This is a genomic window from Pseudomonas sp. LBUM1663 (assembly GCF_059695905.1).
Window position 1 is genome coordinate 869,972 of sequence record NZ_CP166792.1, and the last position, 25,096, is coordinate 895,067.

The 25,096-nt window shown below is 59.0% G+C and carries 21 protein-coding genes; 13 read left to right on the forward strand and 8 right to left on the reverse strand.

From position 1 onward, the window contains the following. Window positions 1-23 precede the first annotated feature (23 nt). The 5 genes from ACA075_RS03770 to ACA075_RS03790 form a co-directional block, all read right to left on the reverse strand. Window positions 24-2,843 carry an FAD-binding and (Fe-S)-binding domain-containing protein gene (locus tag ACA075_RS03770; RefSeq protein ID WP_497297352.1) on the reverse strand — a complete coding sequence of 940 codons (2,820 nt, stop codon included), beginning with the start codon at window positions 2,841-2,843 and terminating at the stop codon, window positions 24-26. Then, complete coding sequence (locus ACA075_RS03775) at window positions 2,840-3,511, reverse strand: LutC/YkgG family protein (RefSeq protein WP_497297353.1); 672 nt, start codon at window positions 3,509-3,511, stop codon at window positions 2,840-2,842. Before ACA075_RS03775 ends, ACA075_RS03770 begins: the two co-directional genes overlap by 4 nt. Next, entirely contained in the window at window positions 3,511-4,965 is a 1,455-nt protein-coding gene (locus ACA075_RS03780) for a LutB/LldF family L-lactate oxidation iron-sulfur protein (protein WP_497297354.1), read from the reverse strand. The genes ACA075_RS03775 and ACA075_RS03780 overlap by 1 nt, the downstream gene beginning before the upstream one ends. Then, a complete protein-coding gene (locus ACA075_RS03785; protein WP_461996930.1) occupies window positions 4,962-5,786 on the reverse strand; it encodes a (Fe-S)-binding protein in 825 nt (274 codons plus the stop codon). Before ACA075_RS03785 ends, ACA075_RS03780 begins: the two co-directional genes overlap by 4 nt. A 151-nt stretch (window positions 5,787-5,937) precedes the next feature. Next, entirely contained in the window at window positions 5,938-7,632 is a 1,695-nt protein-coding gene (locus ACA075_RS03790) for a lactate permease LctP family transporter (protein WP_497297355.1), read from the reverse strand. A gap of 262 nt (window positions 7,633-7,894) precedes the next feature. Between ACA075_RS03790 and ACA075_RS03795 the strand changes: the two genes are divergently transcribed. Beyond that, on the forward strand, window positions 7,895-8,662 hold the full coding sequence (locus ACA075_RS03795; protein WP_219096612.1) for a GntR family transcriptional regulator: 768 nt from the start codon (window positions 7,895-7,897) through the stop codon (window positions 8,660-8,662). 130 nt (window positions 8,663-8,792) lie between these two features. Here the strand turns inward: ACA075_RS03795 and smpB are convergent, their stop codons facing one another. Next, complete coding sequence (smpB, locus tag ACA075_RS03800) at window positions 8,793-9,275, reverse strand: SsrA-binding protein SmpB (protein ID WP_007900551.1); 483 nt, start codon at window positions 9,273-9,275, stop codon at window positions 8,793-8,795. A gap of 118 nt (window positions 9,276-9,393) precedes the next feature. On the opposite strand from smpB, the gene ACA075_RS03805 reads away from it, so the two are divergent. Genes ACA075_RS03805 through ACA075_RS03815 form a run of 3 tightly spaced genes read left to right on the forward strand, consistent with a single transcriptional unit; the run spans window position 9,394 to window position 11,546 of the window. Further along, a complete protein-coding gene (locus ACA075_RS03805) occupies window positions 9,394-10,797 on the forward strand; it encodes a sodium-dependent transporter (protein WP_497297356.1) in 1,404 nt (467 codons plus the stop codon). Window positions 10,798-10,804: 7 nt separating this feature from the next. Beyond that, window positions 10,805-11,239 (forward strand): type II toxin-antitoxin system RatA family toxin, encoded by a 435-nt coding sequence (locus ACA075_RS03810; protein WP_010463538.1) that lies wholly within the window; start codon window positions 10,805-10,807, stop codon window positions 11,237-11,239. Next, complete coding sequence (locus ACA075_RS03815; RefSeq protein ID WP_497297357.1) at window positions 11,232-11,546, forward strand: RnfH family protein; 315 nt, start codon at window positions 11,232-11,234, stop codon at window positions 11,544-11,546. The genes ACA075_RS03810 and ACA075_RS03815 overlap by 8 nt, the downstream gene beginning before the upstream one ends. A gap of 61 nt (window positions 11,547-11,607) precedes the next feature. On the opposite strand, the gene ACA075_RS03820 is transcribed toward ACA075_RS03815, so the two are convergent. After that, window positions 11,608-12,135: an outer membrane protein assembly factor BamE gene (locus ACA075_RS03820; protein ID WP_109627901.1), complete on the reverse strand. Its 528-nt coding sequence runs from the start codon at window positions 12,133-12,135 to the stop codon at window positions 11,608-11,610. 97 nt (window positions 12,136-12,232) lie between these two features. Here ACA075_RS03820 and fur point away from each other — a divergent pair, with 97 nt between their 5' ends. Further along, complete coding sequence (gene fur / locus ACA075_RS03825) at window positions 12,233-12,637, forward strand: ferric iron uptake transcriptional regulator (RefSeq protein WP_003197684.1); 405 nt, start codon at window positions 12,233-12,235, stop codon at window positions 12,635-12,637. A 75-nt stretch (window positions 12,638-12,712) separates the two neighbouring features. Here the strand turns inward: fur and recN are convergent, their stop codons facing one another. Continuing rightward, complete coding sequence (recN, locus tag ACA075_RS03830) at window positions 12,713-14,386, reverse strand: DNA repair protein RecN (RefSeq protein WP_497297359.1); 1,674 nt, start codon at window positions 14,384-14,386, stop codon at window positions 12,713-12,715. A gap of 239 nt (window positions 14,387-14,625) precedes the next feature. Between recN and grpE the strand changes: the two genes are divergently transcribed. From grpE to ACA075_RS03870, 8 genes are all read left to right on the forward strand, one after another. Next, on the forward strand, window positions 14,626-15,192 hold the full coding sequence (grpE, locus tag ACA075_RS03835; protein ID WP_497297360.1) for a nucleotide exchange factor GrpE: 567 nt from the start codon (window positions 14,626-14,628) through the stop codon (window positions 15,190-15,192). Between the two features lie 102 nt (window positions 15,193-15,294). After that, window positions 15,295-17,211, forward strand: a complete 1,917-nt coding sequence (gene dnaK, locus ACA075_RS03840) for a molecular chaperone DnaK (protein ID WP_219096608.1) — start codon at window positions 15,295-15,297, stop codon at window positions 17,209-17,211. Window positions 17,212-17,508: 297 nt separating this feature from the next. After that, on the forward strand, window positions 17,509-18,633 hold the full coding sequence (dnaJ, locus tag ACA075_RS03845) for a molecular chaperone DnaJ (RefSeq protein WP_438657946.1): 1,125 nt from the start codon (window positions 17,509-17,511) through the stop codon (window positions 18,631-18,633). Window positions 18,634-18,643: 10 nt separating this feature from the next. Beyond that, window positions 18,644-19,447, forward strand: coding sequence for a 4-hydroxy-tetrahydrodipicolinate reductase (dapB, locus tag ACA075_RS03850; protein WP_109627907.1), 804 nt, complete (start codon window positions 18,644-18,646; stop codon window positions 19,445-19,447). Between the two features lie 258 nt (window positions 19,448-19,705). Further along, window positions 19,706-20,842 (forward strand): glutamine-hydrolyzing carbamoyl-phosphate synthase small subunit, encoded by a 1,137-nt coding sequence (gene carA / locus ACA075_RS03855; protein ID WP_219096607.1) that lies wholly within the window; start codon window positions 19,706-19,708, stop codon window positions 20,840-20,842. Window positions 20,843-20,963: 121 nt separating this feature from the next. Continuing rightward, window positions 20,964-24,185: a carbamoyl-phosphate synthase large subunit gene (carB, locus tag ACA075_RS03860; RefSeq protein WP_497297362.1), complete on the forward strand. Its 3,222-nt coding sequence runs from the start codon at window positions 20,964-20,966 to the stop codon at window positions 24,183-24,185. Further along, entirely contained in the window at window positions 24,182-24,658 is a 477-nt protein-coding gene (gene greA / locus ACA075_RS03865) for a transcription elongation factor GreA (protein WP_027924456.1), read from the forward strand. Before carB ends, greA begins: the two co-directional genes overlap by 4 nt. 28 nt (window positions 24,659-24,686) lie before the next feature. Continuing rightward, window positions 24,687-25,091 carry an MFS transporter gene (locus ACA075_RS03870; RefSeq protein WP_497297363.1) on the forward strand — a complete coding sequence of 135 codons (405 nt, stop codon included), beginning with the start codon at window positions 24,687-24,689 and terminating at the stop codon, window positions 25,089-25,091. The last annotated feature ends 5 nt before the right edge of the window (window positions 25,092-25,096 follow it).

The following is a 25,096-nucleotide window of genomic DNA, read 5'->3' on the forward strand; positions in this document are numbered from 1 at the left end:
GACTGTGGCAGCGCGTCAGGGTTCTATTTTTCTTGCGTAACCCTTGCCTGCGTTACCCGGTCCACCAAATAGACTAGTCCGTGATAATCGATTCCGCCGTATTGCGTCAGTCCGATCTCACAAGTGCGACTGGTGGAAATCCCCTCGCTGCACTGCTGCACCGCATCCTTGAGCGTGCGCAGCGAATGAGCATTCAACTCCGGCGTAGTGAAACCCTTGTCCCCGGCAAAACCACAGCAATGAATGCCCTCGGGAATGACCACGGTTTTGCTGCATTTGCGCGCCAGATCGATCAGCGCCTGGCTCTCGCCAAGGTGCTGGGTGCTGCAGGTGACATGCACCGCGATCGGCGCTTCCTGCGGTGTAAAATCCAGGCGATCCATCAAGTGGGTGCGGATGAATCGCACCGGGTCGTACAGGTCGAGTCGAACTTCGCCCAAATCCTGAACCAGCCGCAACGTGCACGGGCTGGTGTCGCAATAGATCGGATCGAGCCCGCCGCGACTGGCGTGCAGCAACGCGCCGATCAGTTCCTGGCGTTTGTGCTCGGCTTGTTCGGCGTAACCTTTGGAAGCAAACGGCTGACCGCAGCAGAGGCTGTCCAGGTTGTCCGGAAAGACAACCTGGTAACCGGCTTTTTCCAGCAGCCCACGGGTTTTGTCGTACAGCGACATCTGCTCTTTATCACCCGCCGCCGGGCCCATGACCCGCGAGACACACGCCGCCAGATACACCACGCGAGGGCGCTCGTCCGATACGACCGGGCTGAAGCGAATGGCTTTTTCCGGCTGCGGCATGGCGTTGGTCCATTGCGGGACCTGACCTTTGGACAACTTGGTCAACGTCGCCGACAGCTTCGCCAAACGCGGTGCGCCCAGCAGCATCCGCGCGCCGTTGGCGACATGCAGGGTGAAGCGCGCGCCTTGCAGCGCGGTGGCGAAATTTCCTTCAAGCCAGTTGGCGGTTTTCGTATGCGTCGCCTTGCGGCTGCGAAGCTTTTTCACCAGCTCACCGGTGTTGATGCCTACAGGGCAACGTTGCGCGCACAAGCCGGTGGCGGCGCAGGTGTCGATGCCTTGGTATTCGTAGGCGGCTTCAAGTTCGGAGGTGTCGACGCCTGCGCGCTTTTTCGCCTGAATGTCCCGCCAGATCACGATGCGCTGGCGCGGGCTCAGGGTCAGGCCTTTCGACGGGCAGACCGGTTCGCAGAAACCGCACTCGATGCACTTATCCACAATCTCGTCGGCGGCCGGCAGCGGTTTCAGGTGCTTGAGATGGATCTGCGGATCTTCGCTGAGCACCACGTCCGGGTTGAGGATGCCGTTGGGATCGAGCAGTCGTTTGAGTTGCCACATCAGTTGATAGGCATCGCTGCCCCATTCCAGCTCGACAAAGGGCGCCATGTTGCGGCCGGTGCCGTGTTCGGCTTTCAGCGAACCGCCGAATTCCACCGCCACCAATTGCGCCACGTCGTCCATGAACGCCTGATAGCGTGCGACTTCTTCCGGGTTGTTGAAGCCTTGGGTGAAGACGAAGTGCAGATTGCCTTCCAGGGCATGGCCGAAGAGGATCGCTTCGTCGTAGTGATGTTTGTCGAACAGTTCGATCAAGCGGTTTACGCCGATGGCCAGTTGTTCAACCGGGAAGGTCACGTCTTCGATGATCACCGTGGTGCCGGTTTTGCGCACGGCGCCGACGGCAGGGAAGGTGTCTTTGCGGATCGCCCAGAGTCGGGCGTTTTCCACTGGGTCTTCGGTGAAATCGACTTGTTTTTCCACAGGGAAAGAGGTCAGCGACGCCATGATCTGCGCCAGTTGTTCCTGTAGCAAAGTGGACGAGGCAGCGCGGGATTCGATCAGCAAGGCACAGGCATTGTTCGACAGCTGTTGTACGAAAGCCGGCATGCCGGGTTTGTTCTGCACCGAACGCAGACTGCGACGGTCCAGCAGTTCCACGGCCGACACCGGTTGGCTTTTCAACACGGTGACGGCGTTGCAGCAGGTCTCCACATCCGGGAACACGATCAGTGCCGAGGCCTTGTTCGGGTGATCGATGACCGTGTCGTAGGTCACCGCGCTGATGAAGCCGAGCGTGCCTTCGGAGCCCACCAGCAAGTGGCTCAAGATATCCACAGGCTCATCGAAATCCACTAGCGCATTGAGTGACAGGCCGGTGGTGTTTTTCAGACGGTATTTGTGGCGGATTCTCGCAGCCAGTTCGGCATTGGCGCGGGTCTCGCGGCCCAATGTTGCCAGACGTTCAAGCAGCGCGGCGTGGCTCTGGCGAAACGCCGCAACGCTCGCCGCATCTTCGGTATCAAGACGGCTGCCGTCGGCCAGCACCAGACGAATACCGGCCAGCGTGTGATAGGTGTTCTGCGCCGTGCCGCAGCACATGCCGCTGGCGTTGTTGGCGACGATGCCGCCAATTTTGCAGGCGTTGATCGAGGCTGGGTCCGGGCCTATCTTGCGCCCGAACGGCGCCAGCCACGCGTTGGCCTGCGCGCCGATCACACCCGGTTGCAGACGGATCTGCGTGCCTTGGCCGCGGATCTCGCGCCCGTTCCAGTTATCCCCAAGCACGATCAGCACCGAATCGCTGATGGCCTGGCCGGACAGGCTGGTGCCGGCCGCGCGGAAGGTCACCGGGACCTGATCACGTTGCGCCAGTTTGAGCAGCGCGACCACTTCCTCTTCGGACTCGACGCGGATCACCAGTTTCGGAATCAGCCGATAAAAACTGGCATCGGTGCCGAAGGCCAATGTCGACAACGGGTCGTCGAAGCGCCGCTCTTGGGGGATCAGTTGCTGCGCATCTCGCAGGAAAGCCGCCGGTAGAGTCATTGGTCCTCCAGAATCAAAACCACCAGGTCTTTCGGACCGTGCGCGCCGTAGGCCAGGACTTGCTCGATATCAGCGGTTTTCGACGGGCCGGACACCAGCAGGGCGTTGGTCGGCATGCCTTGCGCCCAGTTGAGTTCCTGCTGGACCTGATAGAAGTTGTCGCGGATTTCACTGGCCTTCAGCAGGGCAAAATGCACCGGCGGCACCAGGCTCATCAGGCGCGGTTCTTCCCGCGTTGGCCAGAGAATCAGACTGCCGGTGGCGGCGATTGCACCAAGGGTGGTGGTCAGGCTGGCCGGGGTATCGTTGAACAGCTCGGCTTTCCACTCTTCCATCGGGCGGTCGTAGGACTTGAGAGTCGGCAGACCTGGATTGTTCGCCCAGTGTTGAGTGACGCGTTGACCGTGAGGCGTAGTCGGCGCGATCAACAAGCTCGGCAACTGACGGTCTCGCAGCAACTGTGCGAGCAGCGCCGGCCAACCTTCGCCGGACGTCAGGTGGATTTCGGTGTGCACCGCTTCCATCAGTTTGCGCAGTTGCGGGATACGTTGTTCGGCGGTGTAGGTATAAGGCGCTGTCACCAGCTCGACGTCGAACGCGTCCGGCACCGGCGTTGTGCCTGTCAGACTTTTCCGTAGCTTGGCGAGGATGTTTTGCTTGGCGCTCATCAACGATCTCCCTGTTTGGCCAGATGCTCGCGGGCCATGTCATGCAGTGAGCGGGCAGCGGGTTTCGGTGCGCTGTGGTTTTGCGTCCACGGACCAACATTATTTGGTACCAGGGCACGCAGCCGTGTGGCGAAAAAGCCAAACAGACGATACAGCGTCGGCGAACTGTTGAGTCTGGCCCAAGCGTTCCAGATAAAACGTTCCTTGCGCGAATATTTGCTGCCCTGGCCGCGCATGACTTGATGCGGGCTGTCCGGGGCTTTGACATTCTCTTCCCGCAGGCGGCGCAGCAGTGCCGGGATCGGAATTTTTACCGGGCAGACTTCCCCGCAAGCACCACACAACGACGACGCGCTCGGGTGGTCCGGGACGTTCGCCAGGCCGACCATGTGCGGGGTGATGATTTTTCCGATAGGCCCAGGGTAAACCTCCCCATAGGCGTGGCCGCCGATTCGGGTGTAGACCGGGCAATGATTCATACAGGCGCCGCAGCGGATGCAGTTCAGGGTCTGGCGCAATTCGCTGTCGGCGAAGGCCTGGCTGCGGCCGTTGTCGAGCAGGACCAGATGCACTTCTTGTGGGCCGTCGAGTTCATGCGCCTTGCGTGGGCCGGAGATCATGTTGACGTAAGTGGTGATCGGCTGGCCGAGGGCCGAGCGCGTCAGCAGCGACAACAGCGGCACCACGTCGCGCAGGTTTTCCACGACTTTTTCGATGCCGGTGACGGCGATGTGCACGGGCGGCACCGTGGTGGTCATGCGGCCGTTGCCTTCGTTCTCCACCAGCAGCAAGGTGCCGGTTTCGGCCACGGCGAAGTTGACGCCGGAGACGCCGATGTCCGCTTCGAAGAATTTCTGTCGCAAGACTTTGCGACCGATCTGAATGAGTTGGTCAACGTCCTTGGTGTACTCCACGCCAAGTTTGTCGTGGAACAAGGACGCGACCTGACCGGCATTCTTGTGGATCGCCGGCATAATAATGTGTGAAGGCTTCTCGTGATCGAGCTGGACGATGTACTCCCCCATGTCCGACTCCAGGCATTCAATGCCTTGAGCTCCGAGGACATGGTTCATCTCCATCTCTTCGCTGACCATCGATTTGCCCTTGATCACTTGCCGCCCCTCGTGAGCGCGGATGATCGAGAGGACGATGCCATTGGCTTCGTCCACCGTTTCCGCCCAGTGCACTGTCACACCGTTGCGGGTCAGGTTCTGTTCAAGCTGCTCGAGCAGGTCGGGCAACTTGGATAACGCACGGGCGCGGACAGCATTGCCCAGCGCTCGCAAATGTTCTCTTTCATGGGCATCGCTGAAGGACGCTGCCCGTTTTGTCATCAGAGAATCCATCGCAGTGCGAAAGTTGTTTCGCAGCTGCTTGTCACCCAATGCTTTGTGAGCCCGGGTGCGAAAATCTTCTTCCACGGTAACCGTAGGAATAATCGCGGAAGCGTTCATAGAACACCTCCGGTTCGCTGCCAAAGGAAACTGGCCAGGTGTTGGCCGCGCAACGCTTCCTTCTGTTTCTCCAGCGAGCCGTTGATGTTCATCAGGCAACCGCAATCGGCACTGAGTACCTTGTGTGCGCCGGATTCCTTCAACGACCTTGTCTTGTCAGCCACCATCGCGCCGGAAATATCTGGCATACGGACGCTGAAAGTCCCACCGAAGCCACAGCATTCACTTTCATGGCTGTGGTCGACTCGCTCCACGTTACGGAGCTGCGCCAACAACTCGCGGCCATGCAAGTGGGTGTTCATCTCACGGCGTGCCGAGCACGACGTGTGCAATGCTACTTTGACTGGCTCGCCACTGTCCTTGAGCTGCACCTTGCAGACAAACAACAGAAACTCGGCCAGTTCATAAGTCCGGGCCGCCAGTGCCTGAACCTGTTTCAAGGTTTCCGGCTCGTCCTTGAACAAGTCGGCGTAATGTTCGCGCAACATGCCGGCACACGATCCCGACGGCACCACCACCGGGTAATCCCCGGCGAACAGCGCCAGTTGCGAGCGTGCCACGGTCCTTGCCTGCTCGGTGTAACCCGAGGTGTAGGCCGGTTGCCCGCAGCAGCTTTGCCCCTGCGGATACTCGACACGAATGCCTTCGCGTTCCAGCAAGTGAATAGCGTCCATCCCGGCTTCGGGGTAGAACAAATCCACCACGCAGGTTCCGAACAGGTAGACCCTTGACGGTTTCTCGCTGGGGTATTGCCGAGGCTCGGGCAGTGGCGGGGCGACGCGGGTCGCATTCGGCACAGCGTTGTAAAAAAGCTCGCTCATCAGGCGTGTCTCCGGGTGGTCCCGGTTATCCGTCTGTGGAGGCTGCTGAATATAGAGAGGCAAGCTTTCAGCAGCCTTACAGACCGGGTTGTGAATAGCTGACGCCGGAATCGTGGTCCGGCGTCGGTTTTTGCTTTTTATCGTGTAGTACTTAGTGCACCAGCATGCCGGTGAGCCAATAGGCCTGGATGTAGGTAATCAGGCCGACGATCGTTGCGAAGAATAGGCTGTGCTTGAGGGTGAAGCGGAACAGATCCGATTCCTTGCCTACCAGGCCGGTCGCGGCGCAGGCGACGGCGATCGATTGTGGCGAGATCATCTTGCCGGTCACGCCACCGCTGGTGTTCGCCGCTACCAGCAACACATCGCTGACGCCGATCTGGTGCGCGGTGGTCGCTTGCAACGAACTAAACAGCGCGTTGGACGAGGTATCGGAACCGGTCAGGAACACGCCCAGCCAGCCGAGGAATGGCGAGAAGAACGGGAAGGCTGCGCCGGTGCCTGCCAATACCAGCGCCATGGTCGAAGACATGCCCGAGTAGTTGGTGACGAACGCGAACGCCAACACCATGCCGATCGACAGAATCGGCCAGCGCAGCTCGTAGAAAGTCTCTCTTAAAGTGGTCAGACCAGTTTTGATGTTGATCTTCAGCACCAGCATCGAGATCAGCGCGGAGAAGAAAATAGCCGTGCCGGTCGCGGAAATCGGATCGAGTTTGAACACCGCTGGAATGGCGGTTGGCGCAGTCACGATCGGGGCGACCTTGATCACCATCTGATCCAGGTGCGGGATGGCGAAGTTGAACACCCAGCTGTACATCGAACCGCCGGCGGCGAACATGGCCTTGAACGGTTTCAGGGTCCAGATGGTGACCAGCACGGTGAGGATCAGGAACGGCGACCAGGCTTTGACGATTTCGAACAGGCTGTAGGGTGACGCCACACTGGTGCGCGGCTGACCGAAACCACCGGCGCTGGCGGTCACCACGGACGCCGAGACGGCACCGGCGATGTGTTGGCCGGCGGCGCGTTTTGGCTGCCAGACTTTCAGGAACAGCGTCAGGGAAATCAGGCTGACCAGGGCCGAGGTGATGTCCGGCAACTCAGGGCCGATGAAGTTCGACGTGAAGTATTGGGTGATGGCAAAGCTCAAACCGGCCACCAGCGCAGCAGGCCAAGTCTCCCGAACGCCGCGCAGGCCGTCCATCATGAACACCAGCCAGAACGGCACGAACAGCGACAGCAACGGCAGTTGGCGGCCGGTCATGGCGCCGATCTTGAACGCGTCGATACCGGTCACTTGCCCGGCCACGATGATCGGAATCCCCAGGGCACCGAAGGCCACCGGAGCGGTGTTGGCGATCAGGCACAGGCCGGCGGCGTACAGTGGGTTGAAGCCCAGTCCTACAAGCAGCGCGGCGGTAATCGCTACCGGCGCACCGAAACCGGCGGCACCTTCCAGGAACGCACCGAAGCAGAAACCGATCAGCAGAACCTGCAAGCGCTGGTCGTCGGTGATCGACAACACCGAGCTGCGGATCACTTCGAACTGACCACTCTTGACCGTCAGTTTGTAGAGGAACACGGCCGCGACAATGATCCAGGCAATCGGCCACAGACCGTAGGCAAAGCCATAGCCTGCAGCGGCGAAGGCCATATCGACCGGCATCTGGAAGGCAAAGATTGCAACGGCGATGGACAACGCCAGGGTGATGCTGCCGGCCACATGGCCTTTGAGGCGGAACACCGCCAACGCCAGGAAGAAAAACACGATGGGGATAACGGCCGCGAGCGCGGAGACGCCAAGGCTGCCGAGCGGGGTATAGAGCTGTTGCCAGGTTTGCATATGGGGTGGCCCCTAATTGTTGTTGGTCAGGCACTGGTCAGCGTTCTTGGATAATTGGTAATACCAATTTACAATCGCTGTTGGCTAGGGTAAAAGCCTTGTATGTGGTGTGTCAATTTGTCGCCCTAAAACTTTTGTCGAATAAGCGCTGAATCGTGGGCGTGATCCGCTTTAACAAGTGCCGTCTGGTAGGTGCTGGCACAGCGCCGATAGGCCAGAATAGAGGGCCCGGCGAGCCGTCGGGACCGTGGAGAATTGAGTTATGGGGTTTGATCAGATTCGTCAGCGCCGTTTGTCTGACGATATTGTCGAGCGGCTCGAGGGGATGATCCTCGAAGGCACGTTGAAGTCTGGCGAGCGCTTGCCGGCCGAGCGCGCGTTGGCCGAGCAGTTCGGCGTGTCACGCCCTTCGTTGCGCGAGGCGATTCAGAAACTGGCGGCCAAGGGCTTGCTGGTCAGTCGCCAGGGGGGCGGCAATTATGTGGTGGAGTCGCTGGGTTCGACCTTCAGCGATCCACTGTTGCATCTGCTGGAAAGCAACCCGGAAGCCCAGCGCGATCTGCTGGAGTTTCGCCATACGCTGGAGGCGTCCTGCGCCTATTACGCGGCACTGCGCGCAACGGATGTCGATCGCGAGCGACTGACGGCGGCTTTCAATCAGTTGCAGGACTGCTACACGCGTCACGATGAAGTGAGCCGGGCGGAAGAGGGCGCGGCGGATGCGAAATTTCATTTGGCGATTGCCGAGGCCAGTCACAACGCTGTGTTGTTGCACACCATTCGCGGGCTGTTTGATCTGCTCAAGCGCAACGTGGTGACCAACATTGGCGGCATGTACAAGCAGCGCACGGAAACCCGCGACATGCTGATCACGCAGCACCGGGAGTTGTACCTGGCGATTATCGAAGGGCGGGCGGAACAGGCGCGAGAAGTCTCCAGTCGACACATCCTGTATGTGCAGGAAGTGCTGGAAGAAGTGCGTCAGGAAGTGCAGCGCATGGCCCGGGCTGAGCGGCGCAAGGGGATGTAGTCAGTGGGGTTTTTGGTAAGTGTGCGATCGCCATCGCGAGCAGGCACGCTCCCACATTTGTTTTGTGTCGTTCACAAATCAAGTGTGGGAGCGTGCCTGCTCGCGATGGCGGTCTTGGGAGAAAAGAGAGTTAGTCTTCCTTGCCCTTGTTACGCACCGCACGCTGCAACTCGCGACCGGCATCGCGTTCGCGTTCGGTATCACGCTTGTCGTATTCCTTCTTGCCCTTGCCCAGAGCGATCTCGCACTTGACCATATGCTTGCTCCAGTACCAGGACAGGCACACGCAGGCATAGCCTTTTTGCTGCACGGCGGCGGCCAGCTTTTCCAGCTCGCGGCGGTTGAGCAGCAATTTGCGGGTGCGGGTCGGATCAGCGATGACGTGGGTGCTGGCGGTCATCAGCGGCGTAATGTGGCTGCCGAGCAGCCAGGCTTCGCCATCCTTGAGCAGCACGTAACTGTCAACCAGTTGCAGCTTGCTTGCCCGCAGACTTTTTACTTCCCAGCCGGCCAGGACCAGACCAGCCTCGAACTTATGCTCGATGAAGTAATCGTGTCGCGCCTTTTTGTTTTGCGCGATGGTCCCTGTTGGGTGTTTCTTCTGTTTAGCCATAGGGGCGGCATTATAGGGAGTTGCACGCAAGTCGGCTACGGTATCGCTACGTGCTTGAGCAGGTTGATTGAATCCCGGACAATGCGGCCTCTTTTTTGAACGCTTGGGCGTGATAACGATGTCGACAGACAAGGTTTCTGTCCACGGCAGTTGGGCTAGCCGCTGGGTCTTCATACTCGCCGCGACCGGTTCGGCCGTGGGCCTGGGTAGTATCTGGAAATTCCCGTACATGGTCGGCGTCTACGGCGGCGGCGCCTTCGTGCTGATGTTTCTGGCCTGTATCGCGCTGATCGGTGTGCCGGTCATGCTGGCCGAAACCCTGATCGGCCGCCGCGCGCGGCAGAGCCCGGCCAACGCCTTGAAGGTGCTGGCGGTGGAAGCGGGGCATTCGGGCAAGTGGTCCTGGGGCGCATTCGCCGGGATGATCACGGCGTTGCTGATCCTGTCTTTCTATAGTGTGGTCGGTGGCTGGTCGCTGGATTACATCATCGACATGGGGCGTGGCGACTTTCAGGGGGCAACGCCCGATCAGGTCGGCGCGTATTTTGGCAATGTGATCGCCGATCCGTGGCGTCTGACACTTTGGCACACGATTTTCATGCTGCTGTCGGCTGTGGTGATCGCCAAGGGTGTAGTTGCCGGGCTGGAGCGCAGCCTGCGAATAATGATGCCGCTGCTCTTTGTGATGATTCTGGTGCTGCTGGGCTACAGCATGACCACCGGGCATTTCATGGAAGGCGTGCATTTCATGTTCGACTTCCACCCGGAAAAAGTACTCGATGGCTTACTGCCGGCCATGGGGCACGCGTTCTTCTCCCTGAGTGTGGGCGTTGGTTCGATCATGATTTACGGCGCTTACATGCCCAAGCATTCGTCGATCTCCGGCACCGTGGTCGGCGTGGCGCTGCTCGACACCTTCGTTTCGTTGGTGGCCGGTCTGGCATTGTTTCCGATTGTGTTCGCCGCAGGCCTGAACCCGAGCGAAGGCCCTGGCCTGATGTTTGTCAGCCTGCCGTTTGCCTTCGGTAACGTAGCGTTCGGCCAGTTGATGGGCGTAGTGTTCTTCGTGCTGGTCGCGGTGGCTGCCTGGAGTTCGGCGATTTCCCTGCTTGAGCCGATGGTGGCTTACCTGGTCGAGCGCACGAAAGTCAGCCGCGCCTGGGTGACTTTCTGGCTGGCGTTTATCTGCTGGTTCGTGGGGCTGGGCACGGTGTTTTCCTTCAATATCTGGAAGGAAGCCAAATTTTTCGTGAACGAAGGCGGGATGTTCCATCTCTATCAATGGGGTGCGGCCGGTGGTCTGGACTTCTTTGGTGTGATCGATTTCTTCACGTCGCGGATCATGTTGCCACTTGGTGGTTTGTGTTTCGTGGTGTTTGCAGGCTGGGTGATGGGGCGTGAAGCGGTACGCGACGAGTTGTCGATCCGCAACCCTGCGTGGTTCGCCCTGTCCTTGTTCTTGATGCGCTATGTGGCGCCCATCGGCATTCTCGTAGTGTTTGCCGCACAGCTGTGGAAGTGACGCTGACATGACGACACACATTCAACGTTCGGCTCTGCTGCCTTACCCGGCGCAAGCGCTGTATGACCTGGTCAACGACGTGGCGCGTTATCCGGAGTTTCTGCCGTGGTGTTCGACCGCTGAAGTGCTGGAAAGCACGCCCGAGCACATGCGTGCCAGCGTCGGCGTGGCCAAGGGTGGGTTAAGTCAGCACTTCGTCACCAGAAATACTTTAGTGCCTGGCCATTCGATCGAGATGAACCTCGAGGAAGGTCCTTTCACCCAGCTGCACGGCATTTGGGTGTTCAAGCCGTTGGGCGAAAAGGCCTGCAAGATCAGCCTGGACCTGTCCTTCGATTACGCCGGGCCGATTGTTCGCGCAACCTTGGGGCCGCTGTTCAATCAGGCCGCAAACACGCTGGTGGACGCGTTTTGCCAGCGCGCCAAACAAATGCATGGTTGAGTCGATGGTTGACGTCGAGGTGGTCTACGCCGCGGTTGATCGTCAGGTGCTTCTCCCTGTGTCGGTGCCAGCCGGAACGACAGTACGCGCCGCTTTGCTGACGTCAGGCGTTGGCGAGGCCTTTACTGAGCTGGATTTGGCCAATTGCCCGGTGGGAATCTTCGGTAAAGTGATCACTGATGCGGGCAGTCGACCTGTCCAGGCAGGTGATCGCATCGAGATTTACCGGCCATTGCTGGCGGATCCGAAGGAAGTTCGTCGGCTGCGTGCCGCCAAGGCTGCCGAGGCCAAAGCCCGGAATCAGTGAGCTGCCTAAACGCCAGACAATAAAAAACCCGGACATGCCGGGTTTTTTATTGCGTCGCAAATTATTGCGGCGAAGTGTCCAGCGGTTCTGGCGTCGGGACCGGAACGGTTTCTACACCGTCTACGTCCTTCTGGATCTGGTCCAGCAACGAACCTGGCTTGACCGGTTTTTCCGGTTTCGGCTTCTCGGCGTTTTCTGCTGGTGCAGTGACTGTTGTGCCACTGTCCTTGCCGAGAATGGCTTCGTCGCGGCTCACGCCTGGCATGAAATCACCAGAGAGGCTGACAAGTTGATCATTTGGGTTGAAGATAACGCTAATGCGTTCCTGTTGGCGTTCACCGCCACCCGGTTGCAGGCTGTACAGATAATCCCAGCGATCGGCATGGAACGTGTCGGTCAGCAGGGGGTTGCCCATGATAAACCGTACTTGCTTACGGGTCATTCCCGGGCGTAACTGGTTTATCATGTCCTGCGTGACGACATTGCCCTGCTGGATGTCGATTTTGTAAACCCCGGGGAATGAACAACCGGCGAGTGCGAGCAGTCCCACAAAGGTGAAACTGGTTAGCAAGAGCTTGGTGTTTTGCATCGGTGGGCGACTTCCACTATCTTGGCTGGGACAACGTAAACGCCGATCATACCCGCATTAAGAGAAGCTGCGAAGCAGCATCGCGAGAAAGCTGACCATGGTTGAAAATAGCGAACTACGCAAAGCCGGCCTCAAAGTGACCCTTCCACGGGTCAAAATTCTGCAAATGCTCGATTCCGCCGAGCAACGCCACATGAGTGCCGAGGATGTTTACAAGGCGCTGATGGAGGCTGGTGAGGACGTCGGTCTGGCCACGGTTTACCGTGTACTGACTCAGTTCGAGGCAGCTGGCCTTGTGGTGCGGCACAACTTCGACGGAGGCCATGCGGTCTTCGAGCTGGATGACGGCAAGCATCACGACCACATGGTCAACGTCGAAACCAGCGAAGTGATTGAATTCTTCGACGAAGAAATCGAGCGCCTGCAGAAAGCCATCGTCGATAAGTACGGTTTCGAGATGGTTGATCACAATCTGGTGCTGTACGTGCGCAAGAAAAAGTAAGCATGTCGCGCGAGTTTCACATTCGCGAAACGAGCGAAGGCGACCCCTGGGTCGCCTTCGTGCTTTGTGCCGTCCTTAAATTTTTGCGGTGACGACCATTTTTTTCGCGTGAGCCAGGGACTCCTTGGTCAGGTCGATGCCGCCCAGCATCCGCGCCACTTCTTCAACGCGCTCATTCTTGCTCAGTTTGGAAACAGCCGTGTGGGTCGCCTCTTCGCCGCGCACCTTGTGCACGAATAGATGTTGATGGCCCTGAGCGGCCACTTGCGGCAAGTGGGTCACCGTCAGCACCTGCCCGCGTTCACCGAGGCGACGCAGCAACTGGCCAACAATCTCGGCGGTTGGGCCGCCGATGCCGACGTCCACTTCGTCGAACACCAGCGTCGGTACGCGTGAGGTCTGCGCGGTGATCACCTGAATAGCCAGGCTGATCCGTGACAGTTCGCCACCCGAGGCCACTTTGGCCAAGGCTTTCAATGGCTGGCCGGGGTTGGCGCTGACCAGCAGCTCTACCTGCTCGAGTCCATTAGGCAGCAGTTCGTCGCTGCTGTTAGGGCGTAATTCGATGGTGAAGCGCCCACCGGGCATGCCCAGTCGCTGGATTTCCTGTTCCACGGCGCTGGCCAGGCTGTTCGAGGCTTGATGGCGCAGGTCGCTCAGCTCCCGAGCCTTCTCCTGGTAATGACGGGCATAAGAGGCCAGCTCATCGCTCAGTCGCTCGATGGATTCGTCGTTGGCGTTCAGGGTTTCGATTTCATCCAGCAGGCGCTGTTGCATCTCAGCGACCTCGGTCGGCTGGATGCGGTGTTTGCGCGCCATGGTGTAGATCGCATCCAGGCGTTCCTCCAGGTACTGGAGACGGGCCGGGTCGGCGTCGAAGTTGTCTAGGAAGCGGTTCAGTTCGCCTACGGCCTCTTCAACCTGGATCTGTGCGCTGGTCAGCAGGCTGCTGGCCTCACCCAGCGCGCCGATCGAGTTATTAACGCTCGAGAGACGATTGAGGCTGGCGGTCAGCGCGTTCAGGACATTTCCGGAATCACTTTCGCTGCATTGCTCGACCACTTGCCGGCAGATGCCCAGCAGGGTTTCGGCGTTGGTGAGGTTCTTGTGCTCCTGCTCCAGCTGCTCCAGCTCGTTTTCGCCGAGGCCGAGGTTTTCCAGCTCTTCGAGTTGATAGCTGAGCAATTGATGGCGAGCGCGCTGCTCGTCGCCGGAATTTGAGAGGCGCTCCAGTTCCTGGCGAGTCTGGCGCCAGCGTTGGGCGGCGAGTTGCACCTGGCGGGCGAGGTCGGTGGCTCCAGCGTATTCGTCGAGCAAGCGGCGGTGAGTATCGGTCTTCAGCAGGGATTGGTGTTCGTGCTGGCTGTGGATATCGATCATCAGCTCACCGAGGGCTTTGAGATCGCCGAGCGGGCAGGGCGTGCCGTTGATATAGCCGCGAGAGCGTCCTTCGGCGGTGATGACCCGGCGCAGGATGCACGGGCCATCGCTCTCCAGGTCGCGCTCAGCCAGCCAGGCGCTGGCTTCCGGGATGTCGACCAAGTCGAAGGTTGCGAGGATGTCGGCCTTGTCGGCGCCGGGACGGACCACGCCGCTGTCGGCGCGGTCGCCAAGAGTCAGGCCGAGGGCGTCGAGCATAATCGACTTGCCGGCGCCGGTTTCCCCGGTTATCACGCTCATCCCGCGATCGAGTTCGAGATCGAGATGTTCAACGATGGCGTAGTTATGTACGGACAGGTGCACCAGCATAAAGGCCGCTCCCAGGCTTTAGGTCTGGTTATTTATACAGTGTTTTATTTGCGGCTGACAATGCCCCTGAATAGCTCGATCGACTCGGTCTGACGAAATACCTGGTCGACGCGTAATCACAATGCAGCGTTTTTTGTAGGGTTAATCGCAGCCCACCCCTTGAAGCTGATTTTTGCGGCCCCATATATCGGGACAGAAGCGCGAGTTGAGCTCGCGGACGTTATTGAAAGGAGAATTCTATGGCTGACGAACAGACAGTGGATACGCAAAATCTAGACGCCGATCAGGCTGCCCAGGATTCGGGTGATGAACTGGCGGCTCGTGTACAAGTGCTCGAAGAGCAATTGGCTGGCGCTCATGATCAAGCTTTGCGTGTAGCGGCTGATCTGCAGAACGTCCGCCGTCGCGCCGAGCAGGATGTAGAAAAAGCGCACAAATTCGCTCTGGAAAAATTTGCTGGCGATTTGTTGCCGATCATCGACAGCCTGGAGCGTGGCCTGGAGTTGTCCAACCCGGACGACGAAAGCATCCGTCCAATGCGCGAAGGCATCGAGCTGACCCTGAAAATGTTCCAGGACACCCTGAAGCGTTATCAGCTGGAAGCGATCGATCCGCATGGCGAACCGTTCAACGCCGTTCTTCATCAAGCGATGGCCATGCAGGAAAGCGCTGACGTAGAGCCGAACAGCGTTCTCAAAGTGTTCCAGAAGGGCTATCAGCTCAACGGTCGTCTGCTGCGCCCTGCAATGGTCGTGGTCAGCAAGGTCCCTGCGCCAGTTTCGCCTTCTATTGATGAGCAGGCTTGAAATTAGCCGCAAGGCCCCCATTTATAAGTCAAGCGTTTAAGTGCTACCGCAGTTAGCCACCACTGCTGCGGCAACCAAATCCAAAGTTTCGGGAGAGTGAACATGGGCAAAATTATCGGTATCGACCTGGGGACTACCAACTCCTGCGTCTCCGTGATGGAAAACGGCAAAGCCAAGGTTATTGAAAACGCTGAAGGCGCGCGTACCACGCCGTCGATCATCGCTTACGCCAACGATGGCGAAATCCTGGTTGGCCAGTCGGCCAAGCGTCAGGCTGTGACCAATCCGCATAACACCCTGTACGCGGTGAAGCGTCTGATCGGTCGTAAGTTCGACGAAGAAGTCGTACAGAAAGACATCAAGATGGTCCCGTACAAAATCGCCAAGGCTGACAACGGCGACGCGTGGGTAGAAGTGAATGGCCAGAAAATGTCGCCGCCACAGATCTCGGCTGAAATTCTGAAGAAAATGAAGAAGACCGCCGAAGACTACCTCGGCGAGCCAGTGACCGAAGCGGTGATCACCGTTCCGGCCTACTTCAACGACAGCCAGCGTCAAGCCACCAAAGACGCCGGCCGTATTGCTGGCCTGGACGTAAAACGCATCATCAACGAACCAACCGCAGCCGCTCTGGCCTACGGTATGGACAAGGCGAAGGGCGATCACACCGTGATCGTTTACGACTTGGGCGGCGGTACTTTCGACGTTTCCGTGATCGAAATCGCTGAAGTCGATGGCGAGCACCAGTTCGAAGTGTTGGCCACCAACGGTGACACGTTCCTGGGCGGTGAAGACTTTGACATTCGTCTGATCGACTACCTCGTCGACGAATTCAAGAAAGAAAGCGGCATGAACCTCAAGGGTGACCCGCTGGCCATGCAGCGCCTGAAAGAAGCTGCTGAAAAAGCCAAGATCGAACTGTCTTCGAGCATGTCGACCGACGTGAACCTGCCGTACATCACTGCAGATGCCACCGGTCCTAAGCACTTGAACGTGAAAATCTCCCGCGCCAAGCTCGAAGCGCTGGTAGAAGACCTGGTTCAGCGCACCATCGAACCTTGCCGTATCGCTCTGAAAGACTCCGGCATCGACGTTGGCGCGATCAACGACGTGATCCTGGTAGGCGGTCAGACCCGTATGCCACTGGTTCAGAAGCTGGTGACCGAGTTCTTCGGTAAAGAAGCACGTAAAGACGTGAACCCGGACGAAGCCGTTGCAATGGGTGCTGCTATCCAGGGTGCCGTACTGGCCGGTGACGTGAAAGACGTTCTGCTGCTCGACGTCAGCCCGCTGACTCTGGGTATCGAAACCATGGGTGGCGTGATGACTGCGCTGATCGAGAAAAACACCACGATTCCTACCAAGAAATCGCAAGTGTTCTCGACAGCCGACGACAACCAGGGCGCCGTGACCATTCACGTGCTGCAAGGTGAGCGTAAACAAGCCGCCCAGAACAAGTCCCTGGGCAAGTTCGACCTGGCCGAGATTCCACCAGCACCACGTGGCGTGCCACAAATTGAAGTGACCTTCGACATCGACGCCAACGGCATCCTGCACGTAGGCGCGAAAGACAAGGCTACCGGCAAGACTCAGTCGATCGTGATCAAGGCCAACTCCGGTCTGTCCGAGGAAGAGATTCAGCAGATGATTCGCGATGCTGAAGCCAACGCCGAGGAAGACAGCAAGTTCGCAGAGCTGGCTGCTGCCCGTAACCAGGGCGATGCACTGGTTCACTCGACGCGCAAAATGGTCGCTGACGCTGGCGATAAAGTGACTGCTGAAGAGAAGACTGCAATCGAAGCCGCTGTTGTTGCTCTGGAAGCCGCTGTCAAAGGCGACGACAAAGCTGCAATCGAAGCCAAGGTTGAAGAGCTGTCGAAAGTCTCCGCTCCAGTGGCGCAGAAGATGTACGCCGAACAGGCCCAGCCTGCCGAAGGCGCGGCACCTAACGACGAAAAAGCTGAAAAAGCCGACGACGTTGTTGATGCCGAGTTCGAAGAAGTCAAAGACCACAAGTAAGTTGTTGGTCGCCCGGTTGACTGCCTTCAGGCGGTGACTGGTAGGATGTCGCCGCGCGGGAGCTTGCTCCCGCGTTGGCGTGTCTGGAGTTAGAGAATTTTTACAGCATGCGACAACGCTCGAATGCTGGCGGTATGGCCGGGAATGCTCCTGCTTCTCGAGCCGAAAGTACCGCATTGAATCAAAGACCAGGATCGTTGAATTGACGTGAGTTGGGTCCGGGCCTGTATTGGGGCTCAACGAGTTTGGCGAGGCTCAGGAGGGGTTTGCCGGACGTCCTTAAGAGTGCAAAGACTTATGGCAAAGCGTGACTATTACGAAATATTGGGTGTTGAGCGTGGTTCAAGCGAAGCAGACCTGAAAAAGGCCTACCGTCGCCTGGCGATGAAGCATCACCCGGACCGTAATCCCGATGACAAAGCGTCGGAAGAGATGTTCAAGGAGGCCAACGAGGCCTACGAAGTACTGTCCGATTCCAGCAAGCGCGCGGCCTACGACCAGTACGGTCATGCCGGCGTCGACCCGAGCATGGGTGGCGGCGGTGCCGGATTTGGCGGTCAGAACTTCTCCGACATCTTTGGTGATGTCTTCAGTGACTTCTTCGGTGGCGGTCGCGGCGGTTCCCGTGGCGGCGCTCAGCGCGGCAGCGACTTGCGTTACACCCTCGAGCTGAACCTGGAAGAGGCGGTGCGCGGTACGACCGTGAATATCCGCGTTCCGACACTGGTCAACTGCAAGCCGTGCGACGGCTCGGGTGCCAAGAAGGGCTCCTCGCCGGTGACCTGCCCGACATGTGGCGGTATTGGCCAGGTGCGCATGCAGCAGGGCTTCTTCTCGGTGCAGCAGACCTGCCCGCGTTGCCATGGCCAGGGCAAGATCATTTCCGACCCGTGCAACTCCTGCAACGGAGAAGGCCGTGTCGAAGAGTACAAAACCCTCTCGGTGAAAGTGCCCGCCGGTGTGGATACCGGTGATCGCATTCGTCTGTCCGGCGAAGGCGAGGCGGGTGCGCAAGGTGGTCCGACGGGCGATCTGTACGTGGTGATCAATGTGCGCGAGCACGCGATCTTCCAGCGCGACGGCAAGCACCTGTTCTGCGAAGTGCCCATCAGTTTTGTTGATGCAGCACTGGGTGGCGAGCTGGAGATTCCAACCCTGGATGGCCGAGTCAAGCTGAAAATCCCTGAAGGGACTCAGACCGGCAAGCAGTTCCGTGTTCGCGGCAAAGGCGTTGCGCCTGTGCGTGGCGGCGGTGCCGGTGACTTGATGTGCCGTGTAGCGGTCGAAACCCCGGTCAACCTGGGTCGTCGTCAGCGCGAGTTGCTGGAAGAGTTCCGCAGCTCGCTGGCGGACGACAACAGCCATTCGCCGAAAACCACCGGTTGGTTCGAAGGCGTGAAGCGCTTCTTCGGCGATTTGTAAGGAGACTCGCATGCGACGTATTGCAGTGATGGGCGCCGCCGGGCGCATGGGCAAAACCCTGATCGAGGCCGTGCAGCAACAGCCGGGCGCGGGGCTGACGGCGGCCATTGATCGTCCCGACAGCTCGCTGGTCGGCGCAGATGCCGGCGAACTGGCTGCGCTGGGTCGTATCGGTGTGCCGCTGTCGGGTGATCTGGATCGGGTGGTTGACGAGTTCGACGTGCTGATCGACTTCACGCATCCAACGGTGACCCTGAAGAACCTCGCGTTCTGCCGCAAGCATCACAAGGCAATGATCATCGGCACCACCGGTTTCAGCGTTGAAGAGAAGCAGTTGCTGGCGGAAGCGGGCAAGGACATTCCGATTGTCTTTGCGGCCAACTTCAGTGTCGGCGTCAATCTTTGCCTGAAGCTGCTCGACACCGCTGCTCGCGTGCTGGGTGATGATGTCGATATCGAAATCACTGAAGCCCATCATCGGCATAAGGTCGATGCGCCGTCCGGTACTGCCGTGCGCATGGGTGAAGTGATTGCCGATGCGCTGGGGCGTGATTTGAAGAAAGTGGCGGTCTACGGTCGTGAAGGCCAGACCGGCGCTCGTGCTCGCGAAACCATTGGCTTCGCCACGGTGCGTGCCGGTGACATCGTCGGTGATCACACCGTGCTGTTCGCCGCCGATGGTGAGCGTGTCGAGATCACCCATAAAGCGTCCAGTCGCATGACCTTTGCGAAGGGCGCAGTACGTGCTGCTTTGTGGCTGGATGGTCGCGAGCCTGGTCTTTATGACATGCAAGACGTGCTCGATCTGCGTTAAGAAGTGCCTGAAATCGGGTTCGACCCCAGCGTTTGAGCCCGGTTTTACTCCGCCAAGCGACGTCCTGTCGCATTCTCCGGCCTTTAAGGCTCATTGGCGGTAGACCAAAAATGCCTTTTTCTGTAAGCTACAGCTTTAGTGTGTTCACTAAAAGCGCGCAGAATAATTCAGTGAATGAGCGGGGTGACGTGTCCATACGTCACTCCGCTTTTTTACACCTGCGATCGCCCTTTCAGGCTTTATTTACGGGAGGTCTTCTTGACTAAGCCAGCCATACTCGCCCTTGCTGATGGCAGCATTTTTCGCGGCGAAGCCATTGGAACCGACGGTCAAACCGTTGGTGAGGTGGTGTTCAACACCGCAATGACCGGCTATCAGGAAATCCTTACCGATCCTTCCTACGCCCAACAGATCGTTACCCTGACTTACCCGCACATCGGCAACACCGGCACCAACCCTGGAGATGCCGAGTCCGACCGCGTTTGGTCCGCTGGCCTGGTCATCCGTGACCTGCCGCTGGTTGCGAGCAACTGGCGTAACACGATGTCCCTGTCCGACTACCTGAAAGCCAACAACGTTGTGGCCATCGCCGGTATCGACACCCGCCGCCTGACACGCATCCTGCGTGAAAAAGGCGCGCAGAACGGCTGCATCATGGCCGGTGACAACATCTCCGAAGAAGCCGCCATCGCCGCTGCCCAGGGTTTCCCTGGTCTCAAAGGCATGGACCTGGCGAAAGTCGTCAGCACCAAAGAGCAATACGAATGGCGCTCGACTGTCTGGGATCTGAAAACCGACAGCCACGCGACTATCGAAGCCTCCGAGCTGCCGTACCACGTGGTTGCCTACGACTACGGCGTCAAGCTGAACATCCTGCGCATGCTGGTCGAGCGCGGCTGCCGCGTGACCGTGGTGCCGGCTCAAACACCAGCCGCCGATGTTCTGGCGATGAAACCGGACGGCGTGTTCTTGTCCAACGGCCCTGGTGACCCGGAGCCTTGCGATTACGCGATCCAGGCGATCAAGGACGTGCTGGAAACCGAGATTCCGGTATTCGGCATCTGCCTCGGTCACCAACTGCTGGCTCTGGCCTCCGGCGCCAAAACCCTGAAAATGGGCCACGGCCACCACGGTGCCAACCACCCGGTCCAGGATTTGGACAGCGGTGTGGTGATGATCACCAGCCAGAACCACGGTTTTGCGGTAGACGAAGCGACCCTGCCGGCCAATGTCCGCGCGATTCACAAATCGCTGTTCGACGGCACCCTGCAAGGCATCGAGCGTACCGACAAGAGCGCCTTCAGCTTCCAGGGTCACCCTGAAGCCAGCCCTGGCCCGAACGACGTAGCGCCATTGTTCGATCGCTTCATCAACGAAATGGCCAAGCGACGCTAATCGCTCGCCTTGATGTTGCAAAGCTTGAGGGGCGGTCCCGAACACCGGCGGCCCCCCTCAAGGCTTGAAAGATTGAACAAGACGGCTTGCCGACTGACCTGCGGATTTGAGTGACAAACCCATGCCAAAACGTACAGACATTAAAAGCATCCTGATTCTCGGCGCTGGCCCGATCGTGATCGGCCAGGCCTGCGAATTCGACTACTCCGGCGCCCAGGCCTGTAAAGCCCTGCGCGAAGAGGGTTACCGCGTCATCCTGGTGAACTCCAACCCGGCGACCATCATGACCGACCCGGACATGGCCGACGCCACCTACATCGAGCCGATCAAGTGGCAGACCGTTGCCAAGATCATCGAGAAAGAGCGTCCGGACGCACTGCTGCCGACCATGGGTGGCCAGACCGCTCTGAACTGCGCCCTGGACTTGGAGCGCGAAGGCGTTCTGGAGAAGTTCGGCGTAGAGATGATCGGCGCCAACGCTGACACCATCGACAAGGCTGAAGACCGTTCGCGATTCGACAAGGCGATGAAATCCATCGGCCTGGACTGCCCGCGCTCAGGTATCGCCCACAGCATGGAAGAGGCCAACGTGGTCCTCGAGAAGCTCGGCTTCCCGTGCATCATCCGTCCGTCCTTCACCATGGGCGGCACCGGCGGCGGTATTGCTTACAACCGTGAAGAGTTCGAGGAAATCTGCGCCCGCGGTCTGGACCTGTCGCCGACCAAGGAACTGCTGATCGACGAATCCTTGATCGGCTGGAAAGAATACGAGATGGAGGTTGTCCGCGATAAGAAGGACAACTGCATCATCGTCTGCTCCATCGAAAACTTTGACCCGATGGGCGTGCACACTGGTGACTCGATCACTGTTGCGCCGGCACAGACCCTGACGGACAAGGAATACCAGATCATGCGTAACGCCTCTCTGGCGGTACTGCGCGAGATCGGCGTGGAAACCGGCGGCTCCAACGTCCAGTTCGGCATCTGCCCGGACACTGGCCGTATGGTGGTCATCGAGATGAACCCGCGGGTATCCCGTTCTTCGGCGCTGGCCTCGAAAGCCACCGGTTTCCCGATTGCGCGTATCGCTGCCAAGCTGGCGATCGGCTACACCCTGGACGAGTTGCAGAACGAAATCACCGGCGGCGCTACTCCTGCGTCCTTCGAGCCGTCGATCGACTATGTCGTTACAAAGCTGCCACGTTTCGCCTTCGAGAAATTCCCGAAAGCCGACGCCCGCCTGACCACTCAGATGAAGTCGGTCGGTGAAGTCATGGCCATCGGCCGGACCTTCCAGGAATCCCTGCAGAAAGCTTTGCGCGGTCTGGAAGTGGGCGTTTGCGGCCTGGACGAGAAGCTCGACCTGAGCAATCCGGAAAGCATGAGCATCCTCAAGCGTGAACTGACCGTGCCGGGTGCCGAGCGTATCTGGTACGTGGCTGACGCGTTCCGCGCCGGTCTGTCGGTCGAAGACATCTTCGGCATGAACATGATCGACCCGTGGTTCCTGGTGCAGATCGAAGATCTGATCAAAGACGAAGAGAAGGTCAAGACCTTGGGTCTGGCCAGCATCGACCGCGACTTGATGTTCAAGCTCAAGCGCAAAGGCTTCTCCGACATGCGTCTGGCCAAGCTGCTGGGCGTGACCGAGAAGGCTCTGCGTCGCCACCGTCACAAGCTCGAGATCTTCCCGGTCTACAAGCGCGTTGACACCTGCGCGGCCGAGTTCGCCACCGACACCGCCTACATGTACTCGACTTACGAGGAAGAGTGCGAAGCCGCGCCGTCGGGCCGCGACAAGATCATGATCCTCGGCGGCGGTCCAAACCGTATTGGCCAAGGCATCGAGTTCGACTATTGCTGCGTACACGCGGCACTGGCGCTGCGCGAAGACGGGTACGAGACCATCATGGTCAACTGCAACCCGGAAACTGTTTCGACCGATTACGACACCTCCGATCGCCTGTACTTCGAGCCGGTGACCCTGGAAGACGTGCTGGAAATCTGCCGCGTCGAGAAGCCAAAAGGCGTGATCGTCCAGTACGGCGGCCAAACCCCGCTGAAACTGGCGCGTGCCCTTGAAGAAGCCGGCGTGCCGATCATCGGCACCAGCCCTGACGCCATCGACCGTGCCGAAGACCGTGAGCGCTTCCAGCAAATGGTTGAGCGTCTGAACCTGCGTCAGCCGCCAAACGCCACCGTGCGCAGCGAAGACGAAGCGATTCGTGCCGCCGCCAAGATCGGCTACCCGCTGGTGGTTCGTCCGTCCTACGTACTGGGCGGTCGCGCGATGGAAATCGTTTACGAAGAAGAAGAACTCAAGCGCTACTTGCGTGACGCGGTGAAAGTGTCCAACGACAGCCCGGTGCTGCTCGACCACTTCCTCAACTGCGCCATCGAAATGGACGTGGATGCAGTCTGCGACGGCACCGACGTGGTGATCGGCGCGATCATGCAGCACATCGAGCAGGCCGGTGTTCACTCCGGTGACTCCGCGTGCTCCCTGCCGCCGTACTCGCTGCCTGCGCATATCCAGGACGAGATGCGCGAACAGGTCAAGAAAATGGCCCTGGAACTGGGTGTTGTCGGCCTGATGAACGTTCAGTTGGCGCTGCAAGGCGAAGATATCTACGTCATCGAAGTCAACCCGCGCGCTTCCCGTACCGTACCGTTCGTGTCCAAGTGCATCGGTGTTTCCTTGGCAATGATCGCTGCCCGCGTCATGGCCGGTAAAACCCTGAAAGAAATCGGCTTCACCAAAGAAATCATTCCGAACTTCTACAGCGTGAAAGAGGCGGTGTTCCCCTTCGCCAAATTCCCTGGTGTGGACCCGATCCTGGGCCCAGAGATGAAGTCCACCGGTGAAGTGATGGGTGTGGGCGACACCTTCGGCGAAGCGTTCGCCAAGGCCCAGATGGGTGCCAGCGAAGTGCTGCCGACCGGCGGCACCGCATTCATCAGCGTGCGTGACGACGACAAGCCACTGGTTGCAGGTGTGGCCCGTGATCTGATCAACTTGGGCTTCGAAGTGGTCGCCACTGCCGGTACTGCCAAGCTGATCGAGGCCGCAGGCCTGAAAGTGCGTCGTGTGAACAAGGTGACCGAAGGTCGTCCGCACGTGGTCGACATGATCAAGAATGACGAAGTCACCCTGATCATCAACACCACCGAAGGTCGTCAGTCGATCGCTGACTCGTACTCCATTCGTCGTAATGCCTTGCAGCACAAAATCTACTGCACCACCACCATTGCTGCTGGCGAAGCCATCTGCGAAGCGCTGAAGTTCGGTCCCGAGAAGACCGTGCGCCGCTTGCAGGATCTACACGCAGGATTGAAGGCATGATCAAGTACCCAATGACCGTCCAGGGCGCGAAAGCCCTGGAAGAAGAACACGCTCACCTGACCAAGGTCGTCCGTCCGAAGCTCAGCCAGGATATCGGCACGGCCCGCGAGTTGGGTGACTTGAAAGAAAACGCCGAATACCACGCTGCCCGCGAGCAGCAGGGGATGGTCGAGGCGCGGATCCGCGACATCGAGGGCCGGATTCAGAATCAGGTCATCATCGACGTCACGACCATTCCTCACACAGGCAAAGTGATTTTCGGTACCACCGTTGAAATCGCCAACGTCGAGACTGATGAAAGCGTCACTTACCACATTGTGGGTGAGGATGAGGCTGACTTTAAGCTCGGCAAGATTTCGGTGGGCTCGCCATTGGCACGCGCCTTGATTGCCAAGGAAGAGGGTGATGTGGTCGCCGTGAAAACGCCGAGCGGCGTTATCGAGTACGAGATTGTCGAAGTACGCCACATCTAAACGCAGGCGCCCCCTACGTGCGGGCGCCATGCTTTGGCAGCTGACTCAGATGTTGTGGGTCGGCGGTCTGTGGCTGTTACATATTGGTCTGCTGCCGGTGCTGGGCCAGATTGGCCTGGCGCCGCTGCTGATCGACGAAATCGAAGGCATGCTGGATGCGCTGATGGTGGGATTCGCCACAGCGTGTGTGATTTTTCAGGCTTTGGTGCTGGTTCAGGCCGAGGGCCTTGTCAGTCTATGGCGGGATATTCGCGGGCAACTGCTGATGATGGCGCTGTATGCGTGCGCGATGTACTTCGTGGTGCGCTTCGGTTGGCCGGATGCGGTGCGCTGGGAAGAGTTCAGCTACCTGATCCTGGGGTTTTCCGGGCTGGTGCTGGTGTTGCAACCGGTGCCGGGATGGAGTGGCAGGGTGCGCGAAGCACACCCTTGACCCTT

What these genes read in the sequence shown, in the direction of transcription:
- ACA075_RS03770 (WP_497297352.1), bottom strand. Translation starts at nt 2,843, where the DNA reads ATGACTCTACCGGCGGCTTTCCTGCGAGATGCGCAGCAACTGATCCCC.
- ACA075_RS03775 (WP_497297353.1), bottom strand. Translation starts at nt 3,511, where the DNA reads ATGAGCGCCAAGCAAAACATCCTCGCCAAGCTACGGAAAAGTCTGACA.
- ACA075_RS03780 (WP_497297354.1), bottom strand. Translation starts at nt 4,965, where the DNA reads ATGAACGCTTCCGCGATTATTCCTACGGTTACCGTGGAAGAAGATTTT.
- ACA075_RS03785 (WP_461996930.1), bottom strand. Translation starts at nt 5,786, where the DNA reads ATGAGCGAGCTTTTTTACAACGCTGTGCCGAATGCGACCCGCGTCGCC.
- ACA075_RS03790 (WP_497297355.1), bottom strand. Translation starts at nt 7,632, where the DNA reads ATGCAAACCTGGCAACAGCTCTATACCCCGCTCGGCAGCCTTGGCGTC.
- ACA075_RS03795 (WP_219096612.1), top strand. Translation starts at nt 7,895, where the DNA reads ATGGGGTTTGATCAGATTCGTCAGCGCCGTTTGTCTGACGATATTGTC.
- smpB (WP_007900551.1), bottom strand. Translation starts at nt 9,275, where the DNA reads ATGGCTAAACAGAAGAAACACCCAACAGGGACCATCGCGCAAAACAAA.
- ACA075_RS03805 (WP_497297356.1), top strand. Translation starts at nt 9,394, where the DNA reads ATGTCGACAGACAAGGTTTCTGTCCACGGCAGTTGGGCTAGCCGCTGG.
- ACA075_RS03810 (WP_010463538.1), top strand. Translation starts at nt 10,805, where the DNA reads ATGACGACACACATTCAACGTTCGGCTCTGCTGCCTTACCCGGCGCAA.
- ACA075_RS03815 (WP_497297357.1), top strand. Translation starts at nt 11,232, where the DNA reads ATGGTTGAGTCGATGGTTGACGTCGAGGTGGTCTACGCCGCGGTTGAT.
- ACA075_RS03820 (WP_109627901.1), bottom strand. Translation starts at nt 12,135, where the DNA reads ATGCAAAACACCAAGCTCTTGCTAACCAGTTTCACCTTTGTGGGACTG.
- fur (WP_003197684.1), top strand. Translation starts at nt 12,233, where the DNA reads ATGGTTGAAAATAGCGAACTACGCAAAGCCGGCCTCAAAGTGACCCTT.
- recN (WP_497297359.1), bottom strand. Translation starts at nt 14,386, where the DNA reads ATGCTGGTGCACCTGTCCGTACATAACTACGCCATCGTTGAACATCTC.
- grpE (WP_497297360.1), top strand. Translation starts at nt 14,626, where the DNA reads ATGGCTGACGAACAGACAGTGGATACGCAAAATCTAGACGCCGATCAG.
- dnaK (WP_219096608.1), top strand. Translation starts at nt 15,295, where the DNA reads ATGGGCAAAATTATCGGTATCGACCTGGGGACTACCAACTCCTGCGTC.
- dnaJ (WP_438657946.1), top strand. Translation starts at nt 17,509, where the DNA reads ATGGCAAAGCGTGACTATTACGAAATATTGGGTGTTGAGCGTGGTTCA.
- dapB (WP_109627907.1), top strand. Translation starts at nt 18,644, where the DNA reads ATGCGACGTATTGCAGTGATGGGCGCCGCCGGGCGCATGGGCAAAACC.
- carB (WP_497297362.1), top strand. Translation starts at nt 20,964, where the DNA reads ATGCCAAAACGTACAGACATTAAAAGCATCCTGATTCTCGGCGCTGGC.
- greA (WP_027924456.1), top strand. Translation starts at nt 24,182, where the DNA reads ATGATCAAGTACCCAATGACCGTCCAGGGCGCGAAAGCCCTGGAAGAA.
- ACA075_RS03870 (WP_497297363.1), top strand. Translation starts at nt 24,687, where the DNA reads ATGCTTTGGCAGCTGACTCAGATGTTGTGGGTCGGCGGTCTGTGGCTG.